This is a genomic window from Sphingobium indicum BiD32, assembly GCF_000382885.1.
GTDB lineage: Bacteria > Pseudomonadota > Alphaproteobacteria > Sphingomonadales > Sphingomonadaceae > Sphingobium > Sphingobium japonicum_C.
Map to the genome: position 1 here is coordinate 1 of NZ_CAVK010000084.1, position 10,577 is coordinate 10,577.

Genomic DNA, 10,577 nt, shown 5'->3' on the forward strand with positions numbered 1-10,577 from the left:
GCGGGTGGGTCGTTGGGCAGGCGGATTTGCGCCGGGCCGATATTCACGGTCATGCCGCCTTCGTCGACACCGACCCCGACATTGCCGACGCTGGTTTCGACCGTGATGTTGGCGATGGCGTTGACGAGGTCGGCGTCCTGGGTTTCGACCGGCGCGTCCTCGACCTGCTCGTTGATCGCGCCGCTCATGAAATTGCGCCAGATGCGCGCGGGGATGCCGCCGCCCGCCGCGCCGCCGGGGAGCGGGCTATTGTCGTCATTGCCGATCCAGACGGCGGTGACGAGGCCGCCGGCATAGCCCACGAAGATGGCGTCGCGGCTGTCCTGGGTCGTGCCGGTCTTGCCAAAGGTGCTGGTGCGCAGGGCCGCCGCGCTGCCGGTGCCGCGATTGGCGGCGGAGGATAGGAGGTCGCGGATCATCGCCAGTTCATCGTCGCCAAAGGCGCGCTGGCGCGCCATCAGCTTCTCGAACCAGCCCTGTTCTTCCGGTGGCAGGCCATGGGCGAGGACGGGATAGGCACCCGCCGCGACCGCCGCATAGGCTTCGGCCAGTTCGACCAGCGGAATTTCCGACGTGCCGAGCGCCAGGCTCAAATCCTCGGTCATGGGCGCGGTGACGCCGAGGTCACGGGCGACCTTGATGACATTGTCGACGCCGACCTTTTGCGTCAGGCGGACGGCGGCGACGTTGCTCGACGCGGCGAAGGCCTGACGCAGGCTGATGCGGCCGCGATATTTGCCGCCATGATTGGCCGGGCGGTAGCTGCCGGTGGTGATCGGTGTGTCGTCGATCATATCCTCCGGCGTCATGCCCGCGCGGAAAGCGGCGAGATAAACGAACAGCTTGAAGGTGGACCCCGGCTGGCGTTTGGCCTGCACGGCGCGGTTGAAGCTGCTCCTGGCGTAATTCTTCCCGCCGACCATGGCGACGACGCTGCCGTCGGGCTTCATCGCCACCAGCGCCGCCTGCGCCCCGCCCAGAGGCGCGCGGCGGATCGCGGTTTCGGCGAGGCGCTGGATGCGCCAGTCGAGCGTGGTGTCGATCTTTTGTTCGCCATAGACCGCGCCCGCCCGATCCCGCGCATCGGGCAGCACCCAATCGGCGAAATAGGTGCCGGTGGTGGCGTCGGGGGTTTCGCGGACGTTGAGCCGGGCGGGCGAGAGGGCGTTGCGTTCCGCCTGTGTGATGTAGCCAGCGTCCACCATCGCCTGCGTCACCAGCGCGGCGCGGGCGCGGGCGCCTTTCAGGTTGCTGGTCGGGGCAAGGCGCGAGGGCGCCTTGAGCAGGCCCGCCAGCAACGCGGCCTGCGCAATGGTCAGCCGTTCGGGCGCGCGGTTGAAATAATGGAGCGAGGCGGCGCGCAGGCCGTACACATTGTCGCCGAAATAGACGTTGGAGAGATACCGTTCGAGGATCTGATCCTTGGTCAGCCAGGCTTCGAGCCAGAAGGCGATCATCGCCTCGCGCGCCTTGCGGCCCATGGTACGGTCGCTGGAGAGGAACACGCCCTTGGCGAGTTGCTGGGTGATGGTGCTGCCGCCCTGCGACGATCCGTCCGACCAGAGATTATGCCAGGCGGCGCGGGCGACGCCGCGCGGATCGACACCCCAATGGCTGTAGAAGCGCCGGTCCTCTATCGCCATGAAGGCCTGGGGCACATGGGCGGGCAATTGGGCGATCGTGACCGGCGTGTCGATCACCGCGCCGCGCCGGGCGATCAGGTGGCCATCCTGCGACATCAGGCTGATGCTGGGCGGGGCGATCGGCCGGAGCGAGCGGGAGAGCGGCGCGGTGACGGCCAGCCAGCCGACCAGCAGCATCAGGATGGCGAGACCAGCCGCGACGATCCAGCCGAAAATCTGCATCCGGCGTCGCCAGGGCGTGGGCGGAGCGAAGGCGCTGGGCGGCCCGGCGCCAAATTCGCGCGGGGGCAGCGAGGCAGGGTCGGCGGTGCTGGACGGATCGGTCATCGGTTCAGCCATGCTGTATTATTCGCCTGATACAGTCAAGTCTGTCCCGCACCGGGACAGGCCAAGGTTAACCATCTTTCGCGATGGCCCAAAAGGTAAATAATGCGTTAACCAGGGACCATGCGAACACGTCCCCTTGTCCTCACGACCGAATCCGCCCGCCACCCCTTTCGCCAGCGGCTGCCCCGGCATGTGCTGCGCGTCGTGGAGCCAGCGCCCGCGCGCAAGCGGAAGATGGTTGATGACGATAGCGACTGGAAGCTGTTCGGGTTGAGCTTCTGCGCCTTCTTCACGGCCTTCTACAGCTTCATTTCTTAGGAAATCCTCCCCTGCAAGGGGAGGTGGATGGCCGCAGGCCAGACGGTGGGGTGTTACCCTGTCGAGAGGGCGACACCCCACCGTCATCGCTACGCGATGCCACCTCCCCCACAGGGGGAGGATTTTAAGCACAGACGGGGCCGTCGCAGGCCTTGTGCAGTTTCCACGCCAGCCAGGCACAGGGCAGACAGAGCAGAGCGACCAGCAATAGCTGTTTCACGACCGACAGCCCGGCGATGGTCAGGCCGATGGCGATCACCGATCCGATCACCATCATGCCGCTATTGACGATATTGTTGGCCGCGACGGTGCGCGCCGCTTCGCATTTTTCGACCGTGGTGGTCAGGAAGGCATAGAGCGGCACGACGAACATGCCGCCGAAGGTCGCGACGCCCAGCAGGCAGGCGGACAGCGCGATCGCCATGGGATGGGCGAGGAAGCCGCTGAACGACAGCATCTGCCCGGCGGGCGCAGGCGTCCATAGTGCGCAGACGATATGGAAGGCAACGATGCACATGCCCATGCCGATCACCGATGCCGGGGCATATTTTGCCGAGACATGACCGCAGAGCAGCCGGTTGATCGCGACCGAGCCGATGGCAATGCCGATCGAGAAAATGGCCAGGAACAGGCTGGCGACCGATTTGTCGGCGGTCAGGACATTTTTGACCAGCGGCGGAAACTGGATGAACAGGATGGAGCCAACCGCCCAGAACAGGCTGATCGACATGATCGCCAGGAACAGGCGGCGGATGTGCATCGTCCCGCGCACCAGCGTGATCGAGGAGCGGATGATGTGGAAATCGATTGGCATCCGTTCCAGCAGGGATGGCGCCGGCGGCACTTCGCGCCCCGCCACATAGCCGATCAGCGCGGTGATGACGATGCCGATCGCGGCGATCTCAACCGGGATCAGGCCCGCCAGGATCGTGCCGGCCAGAATCGCGATATAGGTGCCCGCCTCCACCAGGCCGGTGCCGCCCAGCACTTCTTCGTCGTAAAGATGCTGGGGCAAAATCGCATATTTGATCGGGCCGAAGAAGGTGGAGTGGACCCCCATGGCGAACAAAGCGAGCAGCAGCAGCGGGATGGCCAGCGTGTGGATGGCGATGCCACCCCAGATCAAACCCAACCCCGTCGCACCGACCAGCATGATCGCGATTTCCGCGCCCTTGACCCAACGGATGATGACCGCCTTGTCGCGCTGGTCGGCCAGTTGGCCCGACAGGGCGGACAGCAGGAAAAAGGGCAGGATGAAGATGCCGGTCGCCAGCGCGCTGAACCAGGTTTCGGACCGTTCGTCATTATAGACCTGATAGACGACGAACAGCACCATCGCATTCTTGAACAGATTGTCGTTGAAGGCGCCCAGTAGCTGGGTGATGAAAAGCGGCAGAAAACGGCGCTTGTTCAAGAGCCTGAGAGAGGCTTTCATGGATGAATCTGGCTTCTTTTCCGTTAGCGACCGGGGCGGGGTCTAGCCGCTGCCGGTGCCGCTGTCCAATCCCGTCACCGCAAACATCCGCCGCGCCTTGTGCGTCGGGCCGGACTGTGGCAGTCGGCGACGATGCTGACGCTGCCTAATCTGCTCACGCTTTCACGCATCGTCACGGTGCCGTTGCTGGTCGCCCTGCTGTGGCCCGCAGAAATGGGCGCGCGCTGGATCACCGGCTATGCGCTGGCCTTTGCGCTCTATTGCCTGATGGGCATCACCGATTATTTCGACGGCTATCTGGCCCGCGCCCAGGGGGCGGTATCGCGGCTGGGCATTTTCCTTGACCCAATCGCCGACAAGATCATGGTCGCCGCCGTCATCCTGATGCTGAGCGCGACGCGCGACATTGCGGGCATCCATATCGTTGCCGCCATGATCATCCTGCTGCGCGAGATTGCCGTGTCGGGCTTACGCGAATTTCTGGCCGGGATACAGGTATCGGTGCCGGTATCGCGACTGGCCAAGTGGAAAACCACCTTCCAGATCATTGCGCTGGGCGCGCTGATCCTGGCGGGGGCGGTGCCGCAATTTCCCTTCGTTCAGGCCGTGGGGATCGTCACCCTCTGGGCCGCCGCGCTGCTGACGCTGATAACCGGCTGGGATTATCTGCGCGTCGGCATAAAGCATATGGATTGAACCGGGCCGATGCTCACTATCGTCTATTTCGCCTGGGTGCGCGAACGGATCGGGCTGGATGAGGAACAGATGGCACGGCCCGATGCGGGAACGACTATTGCCGATCTGATAGCGTTGCTGGCGGCGCGGGGCGGCGGTTATGCCGATGCGCTGGGCGATGCGACGCGGCTGCGGGCGGCGCTGGACCAGCGGTTCATGGCCCTCGATACCCCTATCGGTGACGCGCGCGAGCTGGCGCTGTTTCCGCCGGTGACCGGGGGATGAAGCGGGTCGCGGTGCAGGCCGGCGATTTCGACGTCGCGGCGGAACTCGTCGCGCTCGAAGCGCTGGGCGGCGGCGGCGTGGCGAGCTTTACCGGCGTGGTGCGGGGCGGCGGCGGGCTGATCGCGCTGGAACTGGAACATTATCCGGCGATGACGCAGGCGCAGGTCGATCGCATCTGCGACGAGGCGATGGCGCGCTGGCCGCTGCTGGGCTTGAGCGTCATCCACCGTTTCGGGCGGCTGGAGCCTGGGGCGCGGATCGTGTTCGTCGGTACAGCGTCGCGCCATCGCACCGCGGCACTGGAAAGCTGCGCCTTCCTGATCGACTGGCTGAAATCGGAAGCGCCCTTCTGGAAGAAGGAGCATTTTGAGGGCGGCGCGACCGGGTGGGTCGAGGCGCGGGTTGAGGATGAGACCAAGGCGAAGGGGTGGGGTTGAGGTGGTGAAAGACCACGATTGAACGCTACTGGAAAATCCTCCCCTTTAAGGTTGGGCTATCGTATATGGAACTGCGCCCTCCTTCATCGTCATGCTGAACTTGTTTCAGCATCCATTTCTCGTCTCCAGCGGCGGCTTTTGGGGCACGATGGATCCTGAGCCGAAGGCCAGCGCAGCTAAATAAATTCAGGATGACGTTGTAGGGATAACGAAAAGTCATCTGCGATAGTCCTCCCCTGTAAGGGGAGGATTTGGCTTTACGCCGCCTCTACCATCACCGCCGGAGGATCGGACGCCTCCCGCAAAATCCCGGCGAGGAGGTGGAATTCCTTTTCGCGCGGGCTGTTCTTGCGCCAGACCAGCGCGATGTCGCGCCAGGCGCGGTCGGAGCGGAGCGGGCGGGCGACGATCTGCGTATGTTCCAATATGCCGCTGGCTATCGCCATTTCGGGCAGCATGGTGACGCCCAGGCCATTGTCGACCATCTGGATCAGCGTGTGCAGCGACGTGCCCATCATGATCGCGCTGGCGCGCAGTTCGGGGCGGTTGCAGGCGGCCAGCGCATGATCCTTCAGGCAATGACCATCCTCCAGCAGCAATAATTTGCTCTCGTCGATCATCTCCGGCCCGATCCAGTCGGGGGGATCGCGGGGATCGTCGCGCGGGAAGGCGACATAGAGCCGGTCCTGAAACAATATCTCGCTCTCCAGTTCGCCGGTGGGGAAAGGGAGGGCGAGCAGGACGCAATCGACATTGCCGTGGCGCAGCGACTCGATGGCCGCCTGGGTCGTTTCCTCGCGCAGATAGAGTTTGAGTTCCGGGCGGTCGGCGCGCAGCCGGGGGAGGAGGCGCGGCAGCAGGAAGGGGGCGATGGTCGGGATCACGCTCATGCGCAATTCGCCCGACAGCGGCTTGCCGGACGCTTCGGCGATGGCGGAGAGTTCTTCCGCCTCGCGCAGCACCCGATGCGCCTTTTCCACGATGCGATCGCCCAGCGCTGTGAAGCGGACGACGCGGCGGGTGCGCTCGACCAGGGTCACGCCCAGCAGCGACTCCAACTCGCGTATGCCCGCCGACAGGGTGGACTGGGTGACGTAGCAGCTGTCGGCCGCCTTGCCGAAATGGCCCTGTTCCTTCAGCGCAACCAGATATTGTAGCTGTTTGAGCGTGGGCATGTAATTGGACATCTATCGGCTTCCTCGATCAGAAAGCCGAATATAAGTGCCTTAGCCGATATATCCAAGATATTTGGCAAGGCCGAATATCGACGTGATGGTCAGGATGATGCCGACCGCGGTGAACAGCAGGCGGGGCGCGATATGCCGGGCGAGCATGGCGCCGATCGGGGCCGCCGCGACACCGCCGATCAGCAGGCCCAGCGTGTAGGTGGTGAAGGCCTGCCAGCCCAGATGAATGAGGAAGGTGATGCTGATCGACAGGGTCAGGAAGAATTCGACCGTATTGACCGTGCCGATCGTATGGCGCGGGCTGGACCCCTGCAACAGCAGGTTGGACGTCACGATCGGACCCCAGCCGCCACCGCCGGTCGCGTCCAGGAAACCGCCGGTCAGGCCCAGCGGCGCAACCCATTTGGGGTCCTTCTGCTTGGGCGGCAAGTGAAAGCCGCGCCAGACGAGATAGAGGCCGATGCCCGCGAGATAGGTCTGGATATAGGGTTTGATAACCGCGCCGTCGATGTTGGACAGGACATAGGCACCGGTCACGCCGCCGATGACGCCGGGGATGATGAGTTTGGAAAACAGCTTCCAGTCCACATTCTTGTGCAGAATATGGCTGATCGCGGAGACGGCGGTGGTGAAGGTTTCAGCGACATGGACACTGGCCGAGGCGCGGCTGGGCGGTACGCCGAGCGTGAGCAGCAGGGTGCTGGAGATGACTCCATAAGCCATGCCGAGCGCGCCATCGACCATCTGGGCGCCGAAGCCGACAAGGATGAAGGGCAGGATTTCGCCGAAATTGGCGATGAAGGAGTCGATCATCCGGTGGCCTCTGGTCTGATTGTCTACCTCTATGATTGGCTTATCCGGGCGCGCCAAGCAAGTTTCTATTTCGGGTCGCCAAGGTGAAATAGCACCGTCTCTGGAAAAATCGGACCTGGGACGCTATGTTGGGGTCGATTTTGCTACAGCGGCGTGCGGCCATGCACGCCCCGTTCGGGAATATGTGGATGGTGCGCAACCTCATTGCCTATCTTGATTCGGTCAAGTCGCGCGATCCCGCGCCCCGATCACGGGCGGAAATCCTGCTTTATCCGGGTGTCTGGTCGCTGGCCTTCCACCGGGTGGCGCATCGGCTCTACCGGGCGCGGCTCTATTTTCTGGCGCGGGCCGTCAATCATTTGTCGCGTTTTCTGACCGGGAATGACATTCATCCCGGTGCGAAAATCGGCAAGCGCTTCTTCATCGACCATGGTTTTACCGTGGTCGGCGAGACGGCGGAGATTGGCGATGATGTCACGCTGTACCAAAATGTGACATTGGGCGGGACCGATCCGGCAAATGGCATTGCGGGCAAGCGCCACCCGACACTGGGCAATGGCGTGATCGTGGGATCGGGCGCGCAGGTGCTGGGGCCGGTGACGGTCGGCGCGCGGGCGCGGGTCGGCGCCAATGCCGTCGTGACGAAGGATGTGGCCGAAGGCGCGACGATGGTGGGCATCCCGGCGCGGGCGATGCTGGTCGATGTGACCGCCTATCAGCGCGACTTCATGCCCTATGGCACGCCCTGCACCGATTGTTTCGACCCGGAAAAGCAGAAGCTGGAGCTGCTCCAGTGCGAGGTCGAACAGTTGCAGAAGCGGCTGGCGGAACTGATCGCGGAACAGCAGAAGCCAAGGCTGCCCGACGAGGATTCGCTGTTCAAGGCGCGTGACCGGGCCTGATGTCGAATGTGACGCCGTTTCCCAAGGATGGAACGGGGCAGGTCGGGTTCGACCGGCTGGAATTGCAGCGGATCATGGATCTGTATGGCCGAATGGTATCGGCCGGGCACTGGCGCGACTATGCGATGGATATGGGGCGGGAGGCCGCGATTTTCAGCGCCTTTCGCCGCGCCGCCGAACGCCCCGAATATCGTATCGAAAAGCGCCCGGCACTGCGCAACCGGCAGGGCATGTGGGCGCTGGTGGGGGAGGGTGGCCATATATTGAAAAGGGGGCAGGAGTTGCAGAACATCCTGGCCCCGGTCGAGCGCAAATTGCTGCGGATCGTGGAGGGGTAGTCCCATTTTCCCTCCACCACCGCTTCATGGCGGTCCCCCTCCCCAAGGCGAGCCTGGGAAGGATTTTTACGCCGGTGCGCGGTCCAGATAGGGCAGCTTGTCGGTCAGGACCGGGGGCAGGCCGCTGACCACCAGCGTGCGGGCGTGGTGCCAGAGCGCGGACAGCAGCAGCAGCGAGGAGCCGATCACCAGCGCGGTGAAGGCGGCGGACAGTTCGACCGCGCCTGCCTGCTTGAACAGGGCATAGAGGGCGAACAGGACATAGGCGAGGCTGGACACCAGCAGCGCGCGCCGGTCGATCGCCAGGGCGACAAGGCCGAAGGCGACATAGAGGGCGATCACCATCACGGCCTTTGCGACGCTGATGTCGTCGCCGTCGAACACGCCCAGCAGATGGAAGAGCGAATGGGCGATCATCGGCGCGGCGGTCAGGTGCAGCCAGAAGGCGACGTCCGACCGGCGGGTGATGCGGCTGCGGTCGGACATGTCCCACCACATGGCGAAGGCGAAGATGACCAGGCCACCGGCCAGCAGCAGCAGGAATGGCAGGGTGACATTATTGGGGATCGCCGCGATGACGAGGCCCGCGACGACGCCCGCTGCCGCGGCTGCGCCTGCCGCCACGGTAATCGGCACCATGAAGCGGCGCCAATGTGCGAAGGCTGCGAGCGCGCTGAACGCAGCTACGCCTGACAGGATCAGTGCGCCCACCCGGTCGCCGACATCGGGGAAGAGCTGGGCCGCCAGTGCGCCAAGCGCAAAGGCGACCCCGCCGACAAAGCCTGCCAGCAGCAGGATCGACGGCAGCGCCATGCGCCGCTGGCGGGTGAAATATTCGGCCAGCCCCCAGCTGGTCGCGGCGACCAGCAGGCCCGACATCAGCGAGGGATGATGCTCCGCCGCGCCCAGTCGCACGCTGTTGCCCAGCCAGCCGACCGCGACCAGCAGGATGACGCCGGCGATCGACACGAAAATATCGTTGAAGCCGGTCAGCAGGCGAAAGGATTCTTCATCCACCACCGGGCTGGACCGCAGCCGGGCGACATGGTCGCGCAGCGCCTGCGCACTTTGCGCCGGTATCACCCCGGCCGCTACGGCATCCTGTAGATCGCTCTCGCTATACATCGTCCAGCTCCAAAAGGACTGTTGATTATGTCCTTTCTTACCACGACTGTATTATATCATCAATACAGTAGATTTGGCCTTTTTCTGCGGCCCGGCGAGTGATAGCGCGGATGGCGAACCATAGTGGAGAGCCGCGATCATGACCCTGCCGACGTCGCTTCAAGGCCGTTTGTCGTTGCCGCTGATCGGATCGCCCATGTTCATCATATCGCAGCCCGAACTGGTCATCGCCCAGTGCCGCGCGGGCATTGTCGGCGCTTTCCCCTCGCTCAATGCCCGGCCTTCCGGGGTATTCGAGAGCTGGCTGCAACGCTTGACAAGCGAACTGACCGAAAAGGACGCGCCCTTTGCCGTCAACCTGATCGTCCACAAGACCAATCCCCGGCTGGAGGAGGATCTGGCGCTGTGCGTCAAATATCGCGTGCCGATCATCATCACGTCGCTGGGGGCGCAGGAAAAGGTGAATGAGGCGATCCACAGCTATGGCGGGATCGTGCTGCATGACATCATCAACGATCGTTTCGCGCGCAAGGCGATAGAGAAGGGCGCGGACGGGCTGATTGCGGTCGCCGCCGGGGCGGGCGGTCATGCCGGGACGCTGTCGCCCTTCGCTTTGGTGCAGGAAATCCGCCAGTGGTTCGACGGGCCGCTGGCCCTGTCCGGGTCGATCGCGACCGGCCGGGCGATCGCGGCGGCGCGGATGATGGGTGCGGACCTGGCCTATATGGGGTCACCCTTCATCGCCACGAGCGAGGCCAATGCTGACGCGGCCTACAAGCAGATGATCGTTGAATCCCACGCTGACGACATTGTCTATTCCGACGTATTTACCGGTATCCACGGCAATTATCTGCGCCCCAGCATCGTCGCGGCGGGGATGGACCCGGAAGCGCTGCCCAAGGCGGCGGACATGGATTTCGCCAGCGCGATGACCGACAAGAAGGCGTGGCGCGACGTGTGGGGATGCGGGCAGGGGATCGGCGCGATCACCAAGGTGCAGCCGACTGCGGATTTTGTCGCGGGGCTGAAGGCGGAATATGAGGCGGCGGTGGCGGGGTTTGCGGCATAATGGCATCCTCCCCTGCAAGGGGA

The 10,577-nt window shown here is 64.0% G+C and carries 12 protein-coding genes; 7 read left to right on the forward strand and 5 right to left on the reverse strand.

What is annotated here, in order from left to right; translation table 11 throughout:
* On the reverse strand, positions 1-1,982 hold a 1,982-nt coding region (locus EBBID32_RS09085), incomplete at its 3' end, for a transglycosylase domain-containing protein (protein ID WP_037489959.1).
* A gap of 108 nt (positions 1,983-2,090) precedes the next feature.
* On the opposite strand from EBBID32_RS09085, the gene EBBID32_RS09090 reads away from it, so the two are divergent.
* On the forward strand, positions 2,091-2,288 hold the full coding sequence (locus EBBID32_RS09090) for a hypothetical protein (RefSeq protein ID WP_037489961.1): 198 nt from the start codon (positions 2,091-2,093) through the stop codon (positions 2,286-2,288).
* A 124-nt stretch (positions 2,289-2,412) separates the two neighbouring features.
* On the opposite strand, the gene EBBID32_RS09095 is transcribed toward EBBID32_RS09090, so the two are convergent.
* Positions 2,413-3,723, reverse strand: a complete 1,311-nt coding sequence (locus EBBID32_RS09095; RefSeq protein ID WP_037489962.1) for an MFS transporter — start codon at positions 3,721-3,723, stop codon at positions 2,413-2,415.
* Between the two features lie 132 nt (positions 3,724-3,855).
* Between EBBID32_RS09095 and pgsA the strand changes: the two genes are divergently transcribed.
* Genes pgsA through EBBID32_RS09110 form a run of 3 tightly spaced genes read left to right on the forward strand, consistent with a single transcriptional unit; the run spans position 3,856 to position 5,120 of the window.
* Positions 3,856-4,419 (forward strand): CDP-diacylglycerol--glycerol-3-phosphate 3-phosphatidyltransferase, encoded by a 564-nt coding sequence (gene pgsA / locus EBBID32_RS09100; protein ID WP_006954539.1) that lies wholly within the window; start codon positions 3,856-3,858, stop codon positions 4,417-4,419.
* A 9-nt stretch (positions 4,420-4,428) separates the two neighbouring features.
* Positions 4,429-4,683: a molybdopterin converting factor subunit 1 gene (gene moaD / locus EBBID32_RS09105; RefSeq protein ID WP_006954540.1), complete on the forward strand. Its 255-nt coding sequence runs from the start codon at positions 4,429-4,431 to the stop codon at positions 4,681-4,683.
* Entirely contained in the window at positions 4,680-5,120 is a 441-nt protein-coding gene (locus EBBID32_RS09110; RefSeq protein ID WP_006954542.1) for a molybdenum cofactor biosynthesis protein MoaE, read from the forward strand. The genes moaD and EBBID32_RS09110 overlap by 4 nt, the downstream gene beginning before the upstream one ends.
* Before the next feature lie 257 nt (positions 5,121-5,377).
* Here the strand turns inward: EBBID32_RS09110 and EBBID32_RS09115 are convergent, their stop codons facing one another.
* Together EBBID32_RS09115 and EBBID32_RS09120 are read right to left on the reverse strand one after the other, a co-directional pair.
* Positions 5,378-6,307 carry a hydrogen peroxide-inducible genes activator gene (locus EBBID32_RS09115; RefSeq protein WP_006954544.1) on the reverse strand — a complete coding sequence of 310 codons (930 nt, stop codon included), beginning with the start codon at positions 6,305-6,307 and terminating at the stop codon, positions 5,378-5,380.
* Positions 6,308-6,346: 39 nt separating this feature from the next.
* Positions 6,347-7,120 (reverse strand): sulfite exporter TauE/SafE family protein, encoded by a 774-nt coding sequence (locus EBBID32_RS09120; RefSeq protein WP_006954545.1) that lies wholly within the window; start codon positions 7,118-7,120, stop codon positions 6,347-6,349.
* A gap of 188 nt (positions 7,121-7,308) precedes the next feature.
* Here EBBID32_RS09120 and epsC point away from each other — a divergent pair, with 188 nt between their 5' ends.
* Both epsC and EBBID32_RS09130 read left to right on the forward strand, forming a co-directional pair.
* Positions 7,309-8,022: a serine O-acetyltransferase EpsC gene (gene epsC, locus EBBID32_RS09125; RefSeq protein ID WP_037489964.1), complete on the forward strand. Its 714-nt coding sequence runs from the start codon at positions 7,309-7,311 to the stop codon at positions 8,020-8,022.
* Positions 8,022-8,360, forward strand: coding sequence for a DUF2794 domain-containing protein (locus EBBID32_RS09130; RefSeq protein ID WP_006954549.1), 339 nt, complete (start codon positions 8,022-8,024; stop codon positions 8,358-8,360). Before epsC ends, EBBID32_RS09130 begins: the two co-directional genes overlap by 1 nt.
* A gap of 66 nt (positions 8,361-8,426) precedes the next feature.
* Here the strand turns inward: EBBID32_RS09130 and EBBID32_RS09135 are convergent, their stop codons facing one another.
* Positions 8,427-9,485 carry a hypothetical protein gene (locus tag EBBID32_RS09135; protein ID WP_006954551.1) on the reverse strand — a complete coding sequence of 353 codons (1,059 nt, stop codon included), beginning with the start codon at positions 9,483-9,485 and terminating at the stop codon, positions 8,427-8,429.
* A 139-nt stretch (positions 9,486-9,624) separates the two neighbouring features.
* Here EBBID32_RS09135 and EBBID32_RS09140 point away from each other — a divergent pair, with 139 nt between their 5' ends.
* On the forward strand, positions 9,625-10,554 hold the full coding sequence (locus tag EBBID32_RS09140; RefSeq protein ID WP_006954552.1) for an NAD(P)H-dependent flavin oxidoreductase: 930 nt from the start codon (positions 9,625-9,627) through the stop codon (positions 10,552-10,554).
* Positions 10,555-10,577 lie beyond the last annotated feature (23 nt).

Coding starts and splice junctions, on each gene's coding strand:
- EBBID32_RS09140 (WP_006954552.1), top strand. CDS start 9,625: ATGACCCTGCCGACGTCGCTTCAAGGCCGTTTGTCGTTGCCGCTGATC.
- EBBID32_RS09130 (WP_006954549.1), top strand. CDS start 8,022: ATGTCGAATGTGACGCCGTTTCCCAAGGATGGAACGGGGCAGGTCGGG.
- EBBID32_RS09095 (WP_037489962.1), bottom strand. CDS start 3,723: ATGAAAGCCTCTCTCAGGCTCTTGAACAAGCGCCGTTTTCTGCCGCTT.
- EBBID32_RS09090 (WP_037489961.1), top strand. CDS start 2,091: ATGCGAACACGTCCCCTTGTCCTCACGACCGAATCCGCCCGCCACCCC.
- pgsA (WP_006954539.1), top strand. CDS start 3,856: ATGCTGACGCTGCCTAATCTGCTCACGCTTTCACGCATCGTCACGGTG.
- moaD (WP_006954540.1), top strand. CDS start 4,429: ATGCTCACTATCGTCTATTTCGCCTGGGTGCGCGAACGGATCGGGCTG.
- EBBID32_RS09135 (WP_006954551.1), bottom strand. CDS start 9,485: ATGTATAGCGAGAGCGATCTACAGGATGCCGTAGCGGCCGGGGTGATA.
- EBBID32_RS09115 (WP_006954544.1), bottom strand. CDS start 6,307: ATGTCCAATTACATGCCCACGCTCAAACAGCTACAATATCTGGTTGCG.
- epsC (WP_037489964.1), top strand. CDS start 7,309: ATGGTGCGCAACCTCATTGCCTATCTTGATTCGGTCAAGTCGCGCGAT.
- EBBID32_RS09120 (WP_006954545.1), bottom strand. CDS start 7,120: ATGATCGACTCCTTCATCGCCAATTTCGGCGAAATCCTGCCCTTCATC.
- EBBID32_RS09110 (WP_006954542.1), top strand. CDS start 4,680: ATGAAGCGGGTCGCGGTGCAGGCCGGCGATTTCGACGTCGCGGCGGAA.